This is a genomic window from Deltaproteobacteria bacterium, assembly GCA_019308995.1.
GTDB lineage: Bacteria > Desulfobacterota > Desulfarculia > Adiutricales > JAFDHD01 > JAFDHD01.
This window is the reverse complement of the sequence record JAFDHD010000030.1, coordinates 25,327-42,886: the sequence shown is the minus strand read 5'-3', so window position 1 is coordinate 42,886 and position 17,560 is coordinate 25,327. Positions and strand designations below refer to the sequence as shown.

General features: G+C 51.6%; 12 protein-coding genes and 1 tRNA gene. 8 read left to right on the top strand and 5 right to left on the bottom strand.

Features of this window, described 5'->3' with window-relative positions; all coding sequences use genetic code 11:
• Nucleotides 1-234: 234 nt before the first annotated feature.
• Nucleotides 235-684, top strand: a complete 450-nt coding sequence (locus JRI95_07330; protein MBW2061362.1) for a tyrosine-type recombinase/integrase — start codon at nucleotides 235-237, stop codon at nucleotides 682-684.
• 48 nt (nucleotides 685-732) lie between these two features.
• Nucleotides 733-1,104, top strand: coding sequence for a tyrosine-type recombinase/integrase (locus JRI95_07325; GenBank protein ID MBW2061361.1), 372 nt, complete (start codon nucleotides 733-735; stop codon nucleotides 1,102-1,104).
• Between the two features lie 14 nt (nucleotides 1,105-1,118).
• On the opposite strand, the gene JRI95_07320 is transcribed toward JRI95_07325, so the two are convergent.
• Nucleotides 1,119-1,194, bottom strand: a tRNA-Phe gene (locus JRI95_07320).
• 546 nt (nucleotides 1,195-1,740) lie between these two features.
• On the opposite strand from JRI95_07320, the gene JRI95_07315 reads away from it, so the two are divergent.
• Nucleotides 1,741-2,070, top strand: coding sequence for a hypothetical protein (locus tag JRI95_07315; GenBank protein ID MBW2061360.1), 330 nt, complete (start codon nucleotides 1,741-1,743; stop codon nucleotides 2,068-2,070).
• Nucleotides 2,071-2,286: 216 nt separating this feature from the next.
• Here the strand turns inward: JRI95_07315 and JRI95_07310 are convergent, their stop codons facing one another.
• The gene (locus JRI95_07310) at nucleotides 2,287-3,027 is read right to left on the bottom strand and encodes a lytic transglycosylase domain-containing protein (GenBank protein MBW2061359.1); all 741 of its coding nucleotides are present in this window, start codon (nucleotides 3,025-3,027) and stop codon (nucleotides 2,287-2,289) included.
• 295 nt (nucleotides 3,028-3,322) lie between these two features.
• Between JRI95_07310 and JRI95_07305 the strand changes: the two genes are divergently transcribed.
• The 3 genes from JRI95_07305 to JRI95_07295 all read left to right on the top strand — a co-directional run bounded on the left by JRI95_07305 (nucleotide 3,323) and on the right by JRI95_07295 (nucleotide 8,636).
• The gene (locus tag JRI95_07305; protein MBW2061358.1) at nucleotides 3,323-3,823 is read left to right on the top strand and encodes a plasmid pRiA4b ORF-3 family protein; all 501 of its coding nucleotides are present in this window, start codon (nucleotides 3,323-3,325) and stop codon (nucleotides 3,821-3,823) included.
• Nucleotides 3,824-4,084: 261 nt separating this feature from the next.
• Entirely contained in the window at nucleotides 4,085-6,922 is a 2,838-nt protein-coding gene (gene uvrA / locus JRI95_07300) for an excinuclease ABC subunit UvrA (protein ID MBW2061357.1), read from the top strand.
• Between the two features lie 421 nt (nucleotides 6,923-7,343).
• Nucleotides 7,344-8,636 carry an MFS transporter gene (locus tag JRI95_07295; protein MBW2061356.1) on the top strand — a complete coding sequence of 431 codons (1,293 nt, stop codon included), beginning with the start codon at nucleotides 7,344-7,346 and terminating at the stop codon, nucleotides 8,634-8,636.
• A gap of 104 nt (nucleotides 8,637-8,740) precedes the next feature.
• Here the strand turns inward: JRI95_07295 and JRI95_07290 are convergent, their stop codons facing one another.
• Nucleotides 8,741-9,349, bottom strand: coding sequence for a tetratricopeptide repeat protein (locus tag JRI95_07290; GenBank protein MBW2061355.1), 609 nt, complete (start codon nucleotides 9,347-9,349; stop codon nucleotides 8,741-8,743).
• 225 nt (nucleotides 9,350-9,574) lie between these two features.
• Here JRI95_07290 and JRI95_07285 point away from each other — a divergent pair, with 225 nt between their 5' ends.
• Entirely contained in the window at nucleotides 9,575-11,224 is a 1,650-nt protein-coding gene (locus JRI95_07285; protein ID MBW2061354.1) for an NAD+ synthase, read from the top strand.
• Between the two features lie 30 nt (nucleotides 11,225-11,254).
• The gene (locus JRI95_07280) at nucleotides 11,255-13,021 is read left to right on the top strand and encodes a M3 family oligoendopeptidase (GenBank protein MBW2061353.1); all 1,767 of its coding nucleotides are present in this window, start codon (nucleotides 11,255-11,257) and stop codon (nucleotides 13,019-13,021) included.
• Nucleotides 13,022-13,656: 635 nt separating this feature from the next.
• On the opposite strand, the gene JRI95_07275 is transcribed toward JRI95_07280, so the two are convergent.
• Nucleotides 13,657-16,698: a CoB--CoM heterodisulfide reductase iron-sulfur subunit A family protein gene (locus tag JRI95_07275; GenBank protein MBW2061352.1), complete on the bottom strand. Its 3,042-nt coding sequence runs from the start codon at nucleotides 16,696-16,698 to the stop codon at nucleotides 13,657-13,659.
• Entirely contained in the window at nucleotides 16,695-17,549 is an 855-nt protein-coding gene (locus JRI95_07270) for a disulfide reductase (protein ID MBW2061351.1), read from the bottom strand. Before JRI95_07270 ends, JRI95_07275 begins: the two co-directional genes overlap by 4 nt.
• Nucleotides 17,550-17,560: the final 11 nt, after the last annotated feature.

Genomic DNA, 17,560 nt, shown 5'->3' with positions numbered 1-17,560 from the left:
AAGCTTATTGTGTGATGTAATCATTTATTACATGCCTACAATTATCAGGCCATTTCGGCACTAATTATCCGTTATTATTAGCTTTATTCAATTTGATCGGGGTGAACTTCCGTTAGAGACTATGCGTCACTTTGGCTAAATGGATATGTTGCAGCGGCCCTGAAATACTCTACCTGCAATGGCTACAAAGGAATATTGAATCGCTATTTATTGCCTCAGTTCGGGAATAGAGCCTTGAAGTCGATTACGCGAGAAGAAGTAAAGAATTTTCTCTTCAAGAAAATTAATGAGGGATTAAGCCCTGGCACAGTAAGGAACATCAAGGCTGCTATTTCCGGGCTTTTCACTCAGGCCTTGGAAGATGGTCATGTTGATTCAAACCCTGCATCTAGGTTGGGCAGAATATTTAAATCCAAGGACCAATTGCTCGACAAGGGTATTTCTCCGTTCTCGGCACAAGAACTCGAAGTCTACTTAAAAACATGTCATGAGAATAACCCTGAGTATTATCCTCTTTTCTTAACCTTAGCCAGGACAGGAATGAGGCTTGGTGAGGTCTTAGGCTTACAGTGGAGGGATATTGATTTCGCTGGAAAGTTCATAGAAGTCAGAAGGGGATGGGTTGAAAACCGGCTTACTACACCTAAAAGCGGTAAAACCAGGCGTGTTGAAATGACACCGTAACTCTCTCAAGTTTTAAAAGCTCTTCGTGTTCAGAGAAAAAAGCAAGCTTTGGGCAAGGGATGGAAAGAAGTTCCTGAATGGGTTTTTATCAATCAAGATGGGCATCCCCTGGATGGTGGAAATCTCAGGGGCCGAATTCATTACAAGGTCTGTGAAAAGGCTGGCCTTCGCAGGGTTAGGATACATGATTTAAGGCATTCCTATGCGACCATCAGGATCACCGCCGGTCACAACATAGCGGATATATCACGTCAACTTGGATATTCTTCAATAAAAATAACCGTGGATACATACTACCATTGGCTGCCAAATCAGACGAGAAACGAGGTCGCCGAACTGGACAGATTAGGTGCAGAATCCGCAACAATCCGCAACCTATCCGCAACCGAACAAAACAAGGAGCCAGCCAATGTCAGCTAACTCCTTGAAATTACTGGTGCCGAGGGACGGAATTGAACCGCCGACACAGGGATTTTCAGTCCCCTGCTCTACCGACTGAGCTACCTCGGCGCCTGAGGATTTCAACGTCGCTCAATTTATTTTAAGTCCTGCTATTTGTCAAGAAAAGAATCTGTTCCCCATCTCATTTGCTTTGCATTTCACCTCTTATATTCAAGCCTTGGATGGAGACGGGCTTGATAAAGGTTTCTTGCTCCTTAGTGTAATTTTTTTTAAGCGCGGGCCGTCCTGAGAGCTGGTCCATGTTTTAGGTCTGCTCCTTGGCGGCTGCTTTTTATTCTTGCGTTTTTTCCCTGATAGGGCTTTTATAAGTAATACTGGGTAATCAATCGGTTCCCAAAATAGCTTGATAATTAAAGCTGATTGTTTTAAGCCTGATTGAAAAATCTCGAGGCGGTGTGTATAATCGGTGCAACTACTAAAAGAAATGGTGTGATAGTTCTCAAGGTGTTTCATTAGCCATTGAGGTGTCTTACCTGTTAAAAACTCATGTTACAGAAATTGAGAGCACTGGATGCACGAGTTGGAAACAGAGTAAAAGGTTTAAACCTAGCAGGCGGGCAGACAATGAAGGGAGCCGCATAAAGGGAGAAAGAAATGCCAAAACGAAGGATTGTGGATTCATCGAAGCTGATTGAGGCTGTGGAAACAGGTCAACTTGATAAGAAGATTATCTCCAAGTTTGGCCTTAAGACCTCCAGACGACCCAGGTCTCATTCAAAAAACGATCTTACAAAAAAAGGAAAGGCCAGGGGCGGCTATACACGGCGGAAAAAAACGGCTTCCGAAATAAGCGAAACAATCAAGATCAATAAGCGCAACAGCCTTATTGTTCCGCGAGAAATAGTTCAGGGTTTAGGCTATGTCGAAGGTGACGTGTTTTATGTTCGGAAGACCAAATCTGGAATTCACTTTAAAAAGGCATAAATCTTGTGATCCGGACGCCACCCTTAAACCCGCATCCTGCCATGATCGCCTTCCCCATGGAGTTTTTTGATTGAGGAAGGAGTTATCTACAAACCTTCTTTGCCTCTTATAAAAACCATCCTTAGCCTGCGCCGGCTAGAGCAGATGCAGTGCTAATATTTATAGTTAATGATGCGGAGGAATCCGTTTCATAAAATAAGCGGTCACTAAAAAAAACTAGGCTTTGGCCACAGCGGTGAATTGTCGGAAGAAGCGTTGGACGCGCTTGAGGTAGGTCCGGGTTTCTTCAGGCAGGGAGCCTTGCGAGCGATCCAGATTGCCGGGTCCCCAGTTATAGGCGGCCAGGGCTTGGCTCAGATCTCCGGAGTATCGGTCGAGCATCTGTCTCAGGTAACGGCACCCGCCCTCAATATTCTGGACTGGATCAAAGGTATCCATCACGCCCAGCTCCCTGGCGGTGCCGGGCATGAGTTGCATCAGCCCCCTGGCGCCTTTCTTTGACTCGGTCATGGGATTAAAATCAGACTCAGCCTTTATAACAGCCCTGACCAGGTTGGAATCCAGATCGTTTCTCCTGGCCGCCTGTTCGATCAGGGCGTCAAAATCCTGTCCTGAAAGCTTAAGAACTGACGCCTGGGACTCAGTCAGTGAAGTCTCGCCTTTAACAGAGGCTGTATCCTCCGGACTCATGGAAGCCGAGGCCTCCTCCAAAGGCTTGATAAGTTCGACCAGATGGAGCCACCATGCTGAACCGACCCAATTTAAGGGGATTAAACCCGAGGCATCTCTGGTAGAAGTGTCGCTCAAGTCCTGAAGAAGGGTCAGGTTCATCTGGAGGCGATGAATCGCCGCCAGGGTCCTGATTGCTTCTAATTCCTGCTTTTTTTGTGGAGATGAGGGCTTGGTTTTCCCCTCAAGCAGCCTGATCCGGGCCAATACCTCCTCAAACGAGGTCATTTTTAAGGCAGAGGAGTGCGTCTTGATCTTATCCTGGCCTTTGAAAGGCCAGAAAAGTCCCAGATGGTGGATATCGGAAAGAGACATAACTTATGGCTTAAAAATTTCCTTAAAGATCTCTTCCAAATATACATGCAAGAGCTTTGCCAGGACGCCTGCAGGGTTTCTTGACCAGCCAGCCATGTTTGTATATTCTTATAACGGTTGGCCTTCTTGTTCAAATTGAATAATAGAAATAATGAAGCGGGTACAAATATGAGCCTGACTCATTGCTTTTTTCCAGGAGGACTTTGACATGAAGCGTGAGATTTTTACTTTTAAAGTGGCATTACAAGACGAGAAGAGAATCTGGCGAAGGATCGCCGTGGGCTCTGACCAAACACTAGACCATCTGCACCAGGCCATTTTCGAGGCCTTTGACCGATTCGATCCTCATCTCTATTCCTTTTACTTCCCCAAGCCTGGAGCCAAGGGGCGGGCGAGAATCCGCGATGCTTCCGAGTATACCTCTCCCGATGGCCCAGAAGAACTTGCCTCTTGGGGTGGTAAACCGATTAAGAACGCGGCCAAGACTCGGATCAGCAGTCTTGATTTGAAACCTGGTCAGACCTTTCATTATTTGTTCGATTTCGGGGACAGTTGGTGGCATGAAATCAAGGTTGAGCAGACCGACGAGACTCCGGAAAAAAGCCGCCGCTACCCCCATATGCTTGAAAAACGTGGCGATTCTCCGCCTCAGTATGTGTATCCAGATGACGACTATGAAGATGATTACGAAGACGAGGACGAAGAATAGGACGTGGCCCGCGTCTAAACCGGCTCCGCCGGCTAAATAAAACTGTTCAACTCCTACATAGGCTTGAACCCCAAAAAAAATATTTAAAGTCATACCTCCATTTACTTGAAACCATAGATTTGGAAGCTCGCGCTTTCCTAAATAATCTAATTCGGCCTCATTCATTTGCCTTGAAATAGACCCATTGGGGTGGCATACTTAAAAATTCGATTGGGGTTAAGTAAAGGAGGTTTGAAAAACCGGGTGCCTCGAACTGGTTCCATACAAGCTGAGCCGCAGGATCAGATTATTATCCGCGGCGCCAGGGAGCACAACCTCAAGAATATTAATGTGGATATCCCCAGGAATGCCCTGGTCGTTATCACTGGATTGTCCGGCTCTGGTAAATCTACCCTGGCCTTTGACACCATTTACGCCGAAGGCCAGCGCCGCTATGTGGAATCCCTTTCGGCCTATGCCCGGCAGTTTTTGGAACAGATGGACAAACCGGATGTGGACTTCATCGAGGGCCTCTCCCCGGCCATCTCCATCGAACAGAAGACAGCCAGCAAGAACCCGCGCTCGACCGTGGGCACGGTCACCGAAATTTACGACTACCTGCGTCTGCTTTTCGCCCGGGTCGGTCATCCCCATTGTTATAACTGCGGCCGCGAGATCACCTCGCAGACCGTTCAAGAAATCGTGGACCAGGTTTCAACCTTGAAAGAGGGCTCCAGGGTGATGATCATGGCGCCTCTGGTCGCGGGACGCAAGGGTGAGCATGCCAAGCTACTGGATCAGCTCCGTAAGGATGGATTCCTTCGGGTTCGTGTCAATGGGGAGATTCGTGACCTGAGCGAAGAGATCAAGCTGGACAAAAAGAAAAAGCATAACCTGGAGCTGGTTGTGGACCGGCTGGTAGTTAAAGAAGGGGTGAGCCGGCGGCTGACCGATTCGGTCGAGCTGGCGCTACGCACCTCAGGAGGCACGGTGCTGGCTGCCGTTGTCGGTCAGGAGGAGCTTTTTTTTAGCGAGCATCTGGCCTGTGATGTTTGCGGCATCAGCTACCCTGAAGTGACACCCCAGATGTTCTCCTTTAACAATCCCCAGGGGGCCTGCCCGACCTGTGACGGGTTAGGCACAAAGATGTATTTCGATCCGGAACTGATTGTCCCCAATCCGGAGTTATCCGTGCGAGAAGGGGCGTTAGCGCCCCATTCTAATACCTCTTCGGTTTACTTCTTTCAGCTCATGGACGCTCTGGCCGATCATTACTCATTTGATATCTATACTCCCTTTAAGAAGCTTCCGAATCAGGTCAAGAAGGTTTTACTTTACGGCTCAGACGATGAAGAAATCCGTTTTTACTTCGAGAGGGATGACCGCCGCTATTTTTTCCGGCGTCCTTTTGAAGGGATTATCACCAGGCTGGAAAGGCGTTACCGCGAGACGAGTTCAGCCCGCATCCGCGAGGAGATTGAGCAATACATGAACTATCAGCCCTGTCCGAAATGCAAGGGGGCCAGGCTGCGCCGGGAAAGTCTGGCCATAAAGGTTGGCGGGCTGAACATCAGCCAGGTCACCGGCTTCTCGGTGACTGAGGCACGTAAGTTCTTTGAAGAACTGATACTTTCAGACCGGGAAATGGAGATTGCACGCCGCGTCATAAAAGAGATCCGGGAACGCCTGGAGTTCCTGACCAATGTCGGCCTGGATTATTTGACCATTGACCGCGCCTCAGCCAGCCTGTCCGGCGGTGAAGGGCAACGCATCCGCCTGGCGACGCAGATCGGCTCCCGGCTGGTCGGGGTGATCTATATCCTGGACGAACCATCCATCGGCCTGCATCAGCGCGATAACATGCGCCTGCTGAGCACCTTGAAAAGGATGCGTGACCTGGGCAACACCGTCCTGATCGTTGAGCATGACGCTGAAACCATCCTGGCGGCTGACCATGTCCTGGATATGGGGCCCGGGGCCGGGATAAAGGGCGGTGAGATTGTTTTTACCGGTTCACCAAAAAAGCTGCTTAAAAGTAAAGAATCCCTGACCGGACAGTATCTTTCAGGACGTCAAAAAATCATGATCCCGGCAAAAAGACGCCAGTCAGATAACGGTGAAATCATCCTCAAGAAAGCCTCGGAACACAACCTCCAGAATATTGACGTTCATATACCCCTGGGCACCTTGACCTGTGTCACCGGTGTCTCCGGTTCAGGCAAATCCACCCTGGTCGTCGAAACCCTATACAAAACCCTGGCCCAGCACCTTTACCGCTCCAAGGACAGAGCCGGGAAGGTCGAAAAAATTAGGGGTCTTGAGTATATTGACAAGGTTATTGATATTGATCAGAGCCCCATCGGTCGAACTCCTCGCTCCAACCCGGCAACCTATACCGGTGTCTTTACTTTTATCCGTGATCTCTTCGCCCGGCTTCCCACCGCAAAGGCTAGAGGGTACAAACCCGGGAGATTCTCTTTCAATGTTAAGGGCGGGCGGTGTGAAGCCTGTCAGGGCGATGGGATCATCAAGATCGAGATGCATTTCCTGCCCGATGTTTATGTCACCTGCGAGGTCTGTAAGGGAAGCCGATACAACCGCGATACCCTGGAAATCCTTTACCGTGGCGCCTCCATCGCTGATGTCCTGGATATGACCGTTAACGAGGCCTGGGAGTTTTTCAAAAACATCCCGGCCGTCAAGAACAAGCTGACCACTATCAGAGATGTGGGGCTGGGTTATATCAAATTAGGGCAGCCGGCCACAACGCTTTCCGGCGGCGAGGCTCAGCGCATCAAGCTCAGCCGGGAGCTTTCCAAGCGCAGCACCGGCCGGACCCTGTACATTCTGGACGAACCGACCACCGGCCTGCATTTTGATGACATTAAAAAACTCCTTAATGTTCTTAACCGGCTGGTGGATCAAGGCAATACCGTCGTCATTATAGAACACAACCTGGACGTGATTAAATGCGCTGACCATATCATTGACCTCGGACCCGAGGGAGGGGATTTAGGCGGCCGGGTCATTGCCTTCGGCACGCCAGAGGAGGTGGCCTGCATGAACCAGTCCTATACCGGCCAGTTCCTGAAGAAGGTTTTAAAGATTGCCGAGAAATAACTTGTAACTTTAAAACAGAAAATCAGGAAGTCAACCAGGATTAAAAAATTGGTTCTTTGAAAAAATCTGTGGGTTGTCAAACCATGTTTTTATCTCCGGAGCGCCGGCCGGTCTGTGGCGGCGCAATTCCGACGAGCTTTTTAGAGCGGATGGCAAAAATACGTTCCGATTGAAAAGGTCTGAGATTGATAATCATATAAGAGGCACCTCCTGTGCATACCAAACTGGTATCTATAATGGTCCGAATGTCGGGAAGTTGTAGGGAAACCAGACGACCTGATTGACCCTGGATTCTGATACCAGGAACCCAAAAGGAAAATAATTATGACAATCGCTATGAATTTAATGAATGAAGGATAATCCCCTGACTCAGGCTGGTTTAAAAAGCAGGTCAGGCTGCCAAGCATGAAGGAAGGCGCATATGACTGGAAACACTGAGGCTGCTCATAAGAACCCCGGTTTTTACGGCTGGGTGGCGCTGGCCGGGGCGACGCTGGTGTACTTCACCGCCAGCGGCACCTTCTTTTACTCATACGGGGTTTTTCTTCCAGCCATGTGTCATGAGTACGGCTGGAGCCGAGCCGTGGTCGGAGGCGCGCTCTCTGTGGCGATGCTGGCTTTTGGGCTGCCCGGTCCAATCATCGGGGCCTCGATCGCCAGATTCGGACCCAGGACGAACATTGTCTGCGGCAATCTGCTTGCCGCCTTCGGCCTGTTCGGAATGTCCATGGCAACACGAGTATGGCAGATCTACCTGTTTTACGGGGTCCTGACAGGCCTGGGAGCCGGTTTTGGACTGTATTTGGCCTGTACCACGGTCGTCAACAACTGGTTCGTCCGGAGGCGATCACTAGGCATGGGGATTGTCACATCTGCCGGAGGTTTAGGCGGCTTTGCCTTCCCGCCCCTGACGGCCTGGCTGATTGCCAGTTTCGGTTTGCAGATGGCCTGGCTGATCCTGGCAATGATACAACTCATTGGCGCGGCACTCATCGGGGGCCTGATTCTGATCAGGAACAGGCCGGAGGACATGGGACAGGCGGCGGACGGTATATCGAACGTATCGGCCAGTGAGATCCAAGAGGAGGCCGGTCATGTCTCCCGGGTTTATCAAAGCCCTGTGGACTGGCGAATCGGGCAGGCCGTACGAAACCACGTCTTCTGGTTAATCACAATCTGGTGTGCCGCCAACTTCCTGGCCATCGGCACGGTGGCAGCCCACCAGGCGGCTTATCTCAAGGATATTGGTTTTTCACCCATGATAGCGGCCACGGCTCTGGCCCTTGTTCCGGGAATGAGTATCTTCGGGCGGCTGGCCTTTGGCCTGTTAGGGGTTAGATTTGAAGTGAGGCTTTTAGCGGTTGTCTGCTTTGTGGTACAGGCGATAGCGCTGTTTATTCTGCTTTCCGCCAGGAGCTTGTTCCTAATCTATATCTACTCTGCGCTCTTTGGCGTCAGCTATGGGGCATTGGTTACAGCCCTGCCGACCTTCATCGGCGCATACTATGGACGTCTTCATTATACCCAGATCCTGGGCCTGATGTTTCCCCTGGCCATTATCGCTCAGGCCCTGGGCCCGGTCATGGCCGGGGCGATCAATGATGCCATGGGAACCTACTTCCCGGCCTTTGCGATCATAACCGGCTTCAGTGTCGTGGGGCTTGTCTGCGCCGTCCTGGCTTCTCCCCCCAGACACCCTGACCTGGTTAGGTGAGTTAACTAGAGTCGGAAACCGGCGTTTCAGGCGTGGGCCGAGGTCCTGACCCGATTTTTTTCTTCAAAGGCCTTCCTGTCTCGCACCCCCATGCCTCAGGGGTTTTATTCCCTGCTTCGTTGCTGCCTGATTGTTTTTATATATGACCAGGGGGAGCGAAAAAAATCGGGGATGGCTGACTTCCAGCTCGATCTGGCTTTAGCTGGAATTTTCAATGATTTTCGAGCTGGCGCGAATGGGGCCGCCGCCATGAACTCCTCTTCCTCCTTGCCCATTAAAGAGGCCAGTAAGGTCCAGGTCTCCCGGTACAGCTCCTTATCCGGTCTTATGTGGATGGCTTTTTCGATATCGCGCCACGCCTTTTTATACTCACCCTTATATGTGTGACAATCACCCCGGAAATAGTAGGCATGGGCATACTCCGGTCTCAGCCTGATCGCTTCTGTGAAATCCTCGATGGCATGATTGCAGTCACCCTGTTCGGCCCAGGCCTCTCCTCTCAGGAGATACAGAACTGATAAGTTCTTGCGGTTCAGGGTATCTGTTTCGATGATTTTGGTGTAAAGCTTGATGGCCTCATCGAAATCGTTGCTGACATGCGCTTCGAAGGCGACCTCTAGGTCATCAAGAACCTCATAGGCCCAGGTTGGCCCGGCCAAAAAAAGAAGAATTATCCATGGCAAAAGGAAATGTATTTTTCTTGAGTCACGCATCTGAGAGTCATTCCCCACTTTAATTGAGACATATCACAAATGAAGTCTGCTTTCAATACGAGGTCTCTTTAAGGAATTTTCCCAATAATTTAATTTATAAAAACTATTCATGAGCATTGCCAGCGCAGCAGGGGGGTTGTAACTTCTCTCAAAAGAAAACTCGACAACAGACGGCAATGTGGATAATATTTCAAGATCAAAATATATTGAAAGGGAAGCAGCGCCATGAAAGTTTCTTTGGCCCAGCTGAACCCGATTGTCGGAGATATCACGGGTAATCTCGCCAAGGCGAAAAAGGCATTATCTCAATCCAAACAGGATCACCCGGATTTACTGATCTTTCCTGAATTATTCCTGGTGGGCTATCCGCCTCAGGATTTGGTGGAGCGTGACTGGTTTATTGGGCAGGAACAAAAGGCCGTGGCTGAACTGATAAGGGTTTCCGGTCAGTACCCTGAAACGGGTATCCTGATCGGATCGGCTCAACCCTGGGAAGGGGAGGCCGGGAAAGGGCTTTACAATTCCGCCTTACTGATTCATCGGGGAAAGATCGTTTTTCAGCAGCCCAAGAGCCTGCTGCCGACTTATGATGTTTTTGATGAGGCGCGGTACTTTGATCCAGCAAAGGAGATCGAACCTGTTACTTTCAAGGATGAAAGACTTGGTATAACTGTTTGCGAAGATGCGTGGACTGACCCTGAATTATGGGCGCCGGGAAAATTCTATTCTTTAAATCCAGTTGAGGTTCTGATTCAGAAAGGCGCCACCCTGCTGATCAATATCTCGGCCTCACCGTTTGAGCTAGGTAAAGAAGAAGTCAGGTACCGTGTTATGCGCAACCATGTCCTCAAACTGAAGGTTCCGCTTGTTTATGTTAACCAGGTCGGCGGGAATGACGAACTCATCTTTGACGGCCGCAGCTTCTGCCTTAACCATGAAGGAGAGCCCCTGAGCGTCTTTCCTGCTTTTAAAGAGCATGTGGAGACGATAGACATGAATGGTGAGGCCATGACCAGGGGATTTGCGCCCCTGGATAGAATCCAGTCTGTATATGAGGCCCTGGCCTTGGGTACGCGGGACTATGTAATAAAAAGCGGATTTTCCAAGGCCATTGTCGGCCTTTCCGGTGGTATTGACTCAGCGGTCACGCTGTGTCTGGCCGCAGAGGCGCTGGGGCCGGAAAACGTCCTCAGTCTGTCCATGCCTTCTCAGTATTCCTCCAGGGAGAGTATGGAGGATGCAGAGCAACTGGCCGCCAACCTGGGAGTGGAAATCAAGATCATTCCGATTGGTAGTATATTTGAATCCTATCTCGATAGCTGGGAAGAACATTTCTCAGGCAGGGCACCGGACGTGACTGAAGAGAACATCCAGGCCAGAATACGAGGCAATATCCTGATGGCCTTTTCCAACAAGTTTGGCTACTTCGTGCTTGCGACCGGAAATAAAAGCGAACTGGCTCTGGGCTACTGCACCCTGTACGGCGATATGTGCGGCGGGCTGGGAGTTATTTCCGACGTTCCTAAAACCATGGTCTATGAGCTGGCGCACTTTATTAACCAAAAGTCCGAGGTCATTCCCCGCCGGTGCATTGAAAAAGCGCCCTCCGCAGAATTGAAGCCCAATCAGCGGGACGAGGATACCCTTCCGCCTTATGAACTCCTGGATCAGATGTTGTTTTATTACATCGAGGAAGGATATTCCATCGAGCGCATCGTTGATCAGGGCCTTGACCTCGACATGGTAAAGTGGGTTATCAAAACCATGAACCGCAACGAGTTCAAACGAAAGCAGGCCGCCCCTGGCCTGAAGGTCACATCAAAGGCCTTCGGGATTGGCCGGAAGATGCCGATTGTGGCCAGGCATGATCTTTAGGCTGTGAGCACAAATGAAAGAAGGTAAGCCATGGGAAAAGTTTCTACGAACAAGGTTTCTGAGATAAAAAGGCCCGCCTCGGAATTTCCACGCCGTTTTCTGCCCGAGGAGATTGATCTGGCGGATTGGGGGAAAATCGAGCCTTTCTACCAGGACCTTCTTGACCGGGAGCCGGGCTCGGTTTCAGAACTGGTAAAATGGCTGCTTGACTTAAGTGAACTCCAGGCCGCTCTGGGTGAAGAAGGCTCCAGGCGGTACATCGCCATGACATGCGCCACGGATGACGAAGAGATCAAGAAGGCATACATGCACTTCGTGGAACATATCGAGCCTGGGATGAAGACGCGGGGGAATGAACTCGATAATAAATTTATAAACAACCCTCATCTGAGAGAGCTGGACCAATTCAAATACGAGATATTGATCCGGGATATTAGAAATCATCTCGAGATCTTCCGTGAAGAAAACGTACCGCTCCAGACCGAACTGGCCAAGTTATCTCAGGAATATATGAGTATTCAGGGAGCCATGACGGTTGAATTTCAAGATCAGGAAAGGACCCTGCAGCAGATGCTCGTCTTTCTTGAGGAGCCGGACCGGGATATCCGCAGGCAGTCGTGGGAACTGGTGAGCGAAAGAAGGCTTCAGGATGCAGATAAACTGAACAACCTTTACGACAAAATGCTCGGGCTCCGACAGCAGGCGGCTGAAAACGCCGGCTTTGACAATTACATTGAATTTCGTTTCAAAGAATTGGAACGCTTTGATTACACGCCTCAAGATTGTTTAAGGTTCCATGACGCCGTGGAGAAGTGCGTCATGCCCGCGTATAATGAATCGCTCGGGAGGCAGAGGAAGACCCTGGGCCTGAGTACGCTCCGCCCTTACGACCTCGCGGTTGACCCTTACAGCCGCCCTCCTCTCAAGCCATTTTCCAATCCAGAAGAGCTGTCCTCAGGCTGCGTGAAGATATTTGAAAAGGTTGATCCTGACCTCGGAAAGATCTTTGAAAAGATGAAAGATGACGGCCTACTGGACCTTGCCAGCCATAAAGGCAAGGCGCCGGGGGGGTATCAGTCCGCGCTGGAGGAGGTTCGGCTGCCTTTTATCTTCATGAACGCCGCCGGACTCAACCGGGACGTGTACACCCTGCTGCATGAAGGCGGGCATGCCTTCCATTCATTTGCGTCACGGGAGGAGCCGCTTCTCCATTACAGGCACGCGCCCATGGAATTCTGCGAGGTGGCCTCCATGGGTATGGAATTGATTGCCTCGAACTACCTGGAGGAGTTTTACAACCAGGCCGAGGCCGCCCGGGCGCGCAAAAAAAATCTCGAAGACCTGCTCTTCCTCTTCCCCTGGATTGCAACCATTGACGCCTTTCAGCACTGGCTTTATTCACATCCAGGACATTCGACTCAAGAACGGACCGACTGCTGGCTGGCCCTGATGGAGAGATTCGGGGGCGATGTGGACTATTCCGGCTATGAGGAGGGCTTGAAAACCGCCTGGCAGCGCCAGCTGCATCTCTTCGAGGTTCCATTTTATTATATCGAGTATGGCATCGCCCAACTGGGGGCCTTGCAAATCTGGCGAAAGGCCAAGTCAGACCTGAAGAAGACCATTGCTGATTATAAGGCCGGACTGGCCCTGGGCGGGAGCAGGCCGCTTCTGGAACTTTTCACGGCCGCTGGAATCAAGTTTGATTTTTCAGAGGAGACACTTGGCCCACTTATTGACGATGTGGTGGCTGAAATCGAGGAGCTGGCCAGGTTGGAGAAGAAAGAAGGGCCGTGATCGACGGCTTCGGTTGGGTTTGCATCGCTGTAACCTTAGCCACGTGGAGTGCACTTTGCGTATCGAATAGAATCCATGCCCTTAATTAATGGTGCCAGCACATTCTGCATTCTGCTACTAATTTTTTGACATTTAAAAACAACAGAAAATTAGTATAGCGCCCCCTTGATTCAACTTAAGGCCATTTGTTCAGGGAAAGATTAGAGATAGAACCAAATTTAACCCTCTTTACCTCCTTATCTTAATGATCCGGTGCCTCTTCAGGTTTTGTGGATGGGTTGATAAACTGCCCCCAGCCAGTCTTTATGGTCCTTGTCCTGGGACTCACCATCGCTGTAACTTGCGGTTAAATAAAAACCCCTATTTTCTGGTCCTTTGGCAAATCCTTAATTTTTATTCTGGCCATTTTCGCTCCCTCTTGTTTTAGATTAGTGCTGTAATTTTTGGATGACCTAAAATATAACTACCTTAATTAATATGATCTATTTTGGACTGTTTTGTCAAAGATTATTTTATCGGGAATGTACTTTCAAAACCGGCCTATTTTTAAAGGAGCCTCAACTAAAGAGGGCGGAGGAACAGATATAGATGTCCCCTGATTTTTGAAAGGGGGCTTAGGGGGAATTACAGGGCAATCAGGCGGTCAAGACGTGGGTCTTGGCCAAAATCTGTTCATCGGTCGCATGCTGAAGGCTGATGGCCTTGCCTGGGCATTCGGAGACGCAGGCCCCGCAGCCCTGGCACAGGGCGGGCTCGATCTCGGCGTGATCGTGAGGCCCGATGCGCGGCACGCCGTAAGGACAGGTGCGCACGCAGGTGAGGCAGACGGCGCACTTACTCGGGTCCACCACGGCCACCATCCCCCCAACCTCAATCGTGGCTTTAGCCAAAACGATGGCCGCCTTGGCCGCGGCCGCTTTGGCCTGGGCCACAGACTCCTCCAGGAACTTGGGGCCGTGAGCCAGCCCGGCCATGAAAAAGCCGCTGTTGGTAAAGTCCACCGGCCTTAACTTGAGATGGGCCTCCATAAAAAAGCCATCAGTGTCAAGATCAACTTTCAAGGTCTCGGTCAGGCGATGCGCATCCTCCTGGGGTCTAACCGCGGCCGAGAGCACGAGCCGGTCGGCGCGCAAGGCAATCGGCGCCCTCAAAATTTGGTCAAACACCATGATCTTAAGACCGTGGCTCCCGGAAGCAACCTCCGGGGGCTGATCCGGTTCATAACGAATAAAACGGACGCCCTTATCCCGGGCCTCCCGGTAATAGAGCTCCTTGAGGGAGAAGGTGCGCATGTCCCGAAAGAGGATCGTCACCTCGACTTCAGGGTTGAGTTCTTTGATTCGCAGGGCGTTGGCCACGGCGGCGGAGCAGCAGATGCGGCTGCAGTATGGATGCTCATCGTCACGGGAACCCACACACTGGATCATCACCACATCTGACACCCCGGCCAGGGCATCCGGGTCATTATAAAGGGCTTCATTAAGAGCCAGCTGCGTCAGAACGCGGTCATCCTGTCCGGCCAGGTATTCTGTCGGCTGGTACTCCTGACCGCCGGTGGTTACGATAAAAGCGCCGTGCTGAACCGTCACCGCATCGCCTTTGGTTTTCAGCTCCGAGGCAAATTGACCGACGTGGCCGGAGATCGAGGCGACTTCGGCGCCGAGGTGAACCTCTATCAGGTTGTGTTTCAGAACCTTTTCCTTAAGCTCCGCCAGAAAGGATGGCACATCGAAGCCTTCCAGGGTTCGGGTCAGCCTTCTGGCAATACCCCCGAGTTCGTCGGTTCTTTCGACCAGGTGCGCCGGGAACCCCTGCTCGGCCAGGCTTAAGGCCGCTGTCATGCCAGCCACGCCGCCGCCGATAATCAGGGCGGATTGTTTCACCTCCACTGGAAGCTTATGCAGGGGCTGGAGCAGGGCCGCCCGGGCCACCGACATCTTGATCAACTCTTTGGCCTTGGCCGTGGCGGCTTCTGGATCCTGAGCGTGGACCCAGGAGCATTGATCGCGAATATTAGCCAGTTCGAAAAGGTAGGGATTAAGTCCTGCCTGACGCAGGGTATGTTGAAAAAGGGCCTCATGAGTCCGGGGCGAGCAGGAGGCGACCACGACCCGATTCAGGTTATGTTCCTTGATGAGGCTGGCAATCTTTTCATGAGAGTCCGTGGCGCACGCAAAGAGGAGGTTCTCAGCATATTCGACATAAGGCAGCTCCTTGGCAAACTCGACCGCGTCCGGAACATCTACCACCCCGGCAATGTTGGTCCCGCAGTGGCAGATAAAGACCCCAATCCGCGGCGGCTCACCTGAAACGTCCCGCTCCTGAGGCATCTCAGGCAGAATGACTTCAGAGCCGCGGGCTTCTGCCAGAACGGCGGCCACCTCGGCCGCGGCCCCGCTCGCCTGCATCACCGTATCGGGTATGTCACGGGGAGCCTGAAAGACACCGCAGGCGAAAACGCCTTCACGGCTGGTTCGTAAAGGGTTGAGTCCTTGCATGGCCGCGAAACCGAACCGATCCGTCTCCACGCCTAGGGCCTCAACTAGGTCCCGGGCGGCGGCCCTGGGTTCCATGCCCAGAGAAAGAATGACCATGTCAAAGGTCTCTTTTACTTCCCGGTCGGTCTCATCCAAATACTGAATCTTAAGATTCTGGGTGGCCGGGTCCTCGATAACGCGCGAGATCATGGACCGGACATACCGTACCCCGTGCTGATCCTTGGCCCGTTCGTAATACCGGTCAAAGCCTTTACCTTGAGCACGGACGTCCATGTGGAAGATGGTTACATCCAGCCCTTCCACATGCTCTTTAGCCAGGATAGCCTGCTTGGCGGCGTACATACAGCAGACATAAGAGCAGTAGTCACGTCCCAGGGAAGGGTCCCTGGAACCGACGCACTGTATCCAGGCTATTCTTTTGGGGATACCGTCATCCGAAGGCCTCTCGATTTTCCCGGTCGTGGGACCGGTGGCGGAGAGGACGCGTTCGAATTCCAGACTGCTCAGGACATTGGCATAGCGGCCGTAACCCAATTCCGGGCGAACACTGCCATGAACCACGTCATAACCCGGCGCCAGGATTACAGCGCCTATGTCCAGGGTTATGATTCGTTCCTTTTGATTGAAGTCAATGGCGTCGCTCTGGCAGAATTTTTCGCACGCCCGGCATCGTCCCTTAAGAAAATAGATGCAATTATCCTCGTCTATGGAATAGATTAAAGGAACGGCCTGGGGATATCGAAGAAAGGCTGCTTTGCGTAGAGATAGACCCTGGTTGAATTCATCCGGAACCTTTTTAGGACACTTATCGGCACATATCCCGCAGCCAACACATTTACTCGGGTCAACATACCGCGGCTCTATCCTCACCGTAGCCTGAAACCGGCCTGGCTCTCCGGTCAGCTCGGTCAGTTTGGCCAGGGTCAGGATTTCGATATTATTATGACGAGCTATCTCAACCAGCTTGGGTGAAATCATGCAGGTGGAACAGTCATTGGTCGGGAAGGTTTTGTCCAGCATGGACATCCGGCCGCCGATGGAAGGTGAACCTTCGACTAGGTAAACGTAAAAACCCTGTTCACCCAGGTCCAAGGCGGCCTGTATTCCCGCAATCCCGCCACCGACCACCATGACGGCTCCGGAAAGTTTTTCCTCTGTTTTATCTATGTGCTCAGTCATAAACGTTCCTGAATGTCTTTGGACAAATTTATCTCACTCAACAAAGCCTTGGGACTGACCATGTGCCGCCGCAGCCAGACAGGCGCATCATTTTTGCCCAGAGCCAATCCCATAAGCTCGGTGAAGTAGAAGACCGGCAGGTAAATCTCCTGGCCCATCTCGGCCGCTATCTCTTTCTGATTCAGGTCCAGGTTGCTCTGACACATCTGGCAGCCGGTGACAAAGCAGTTGGCCCCGGCCTCAATAGCCCGGCGATACAAGTCGGTGACCATTTCGAAATGGATATCCGGTCGGGCTATGGCATGGGAAGCCCCGCAGCAGTCGGTCTTAAAGGACCAATCCTTAACATCGGCTCCAAGGGCGGCCAGAAGATTATCCAGCCCCATGGGGTTCTCATAGTCCGGATGCCCGGTTATCTTGGGCGGTCTTTGACCCTGACAGCCGTAATAGCAGACCGGTTTAAGCCCTTCCAGATCAAGGACCTTTTTTGCTTCAGCCAGTTCAATAAATTCCGGGCTGGTAAGATAGGTATTCAGTTCCACCACCTCCACACGCTCGTAATCGGTCCCGAGACGGGCGATTTCAGGAATAACGAGACTGTGGCCCTTGATCAACTCGGCCTGGGCGACCTTGAGACGGTTATAGCAGAGCGCGCAAGGCACAACCAGGGGCTGAGGCAAGTCTAGGCTCAGGCCCAGGTTCCTGGCGGCCAGGTTGAGGGTAATGCGGTGATTGAGGCTGTGGCCGGACGAGGCCCCGCAGCAGTTCCAGTCCGGGAGCTCGACGAGCTTAATATCAAGGAGGTCGGCCGCTACGGCTATGGAGTCAAAGTAATCCCGGGCCGATCCCATCAAAGAGCAAC

Bases quoted from the DNA above. Each gene is read 5' to 3' on its own strand.
- JRI95_07315 (MBW2061360.1), top strand. From the start codon at position 1,741: ATGCCAAAACGAAGGATTGTGGATTCATCGAAGCTGATTGAGGCTGTG.
- JRI95_07310 (MBW2061359.1), bottom strand. From the start codon at position 3,027: ATGACCTCGTTTGAGGAGGTATTGGCCCGGATCAGGCTGCTTGAGGGG.
- JRI95_07305 (MBW2061358.1), top strand. From the start codon at position 3,323: ATGAAGCGTGAGATTTTTACTTTTAAAGTGGCATTACAAGACGAGAAG.
- JRI95_07295 (MBW2061356.1), top strand. From the start codon at position 7,344: ATGACTGGAAACACTGAGGCTGCTCATAAGAACCCCGGTTTTTACGGC.
- JRI95_07290 (MBW2061355.1), bottom strand. From the start codon at position 9,349: ATGCGTGACTCAAGAAAAATACATTTCCTTTTGCCATGGATAATTCTT.
- JRI95_07285 (MBW2061354.1), top strand. From the start codon at position 9,575: ATGAAAGTTTCTTTGGCCCAGCTGAACCCGATTGTCGGAGATATCACG.
- JRI95_07280 (MBW2061353.1), top strand. From the start codon at position 11,255: ATGGGAAAAGTTTCTACGAACAAGGTTTCTGAGATAAAAAGGCCCGCC.
- JRI95_07275 (MBW2061352.1), bottom strand. From the start codon at position 16,698: ATGACTGAGCACATAGATAAAACAGAGGAAAAACTTTCCGGAGCCGTC.
- JRI95_07270 (MBW2061351.1), bottom strand. From the start codon at position 17,549: ATGGGATCGGCCCGGGATTACTTTGACTCCATAGCCGTAGCGGCCGAC.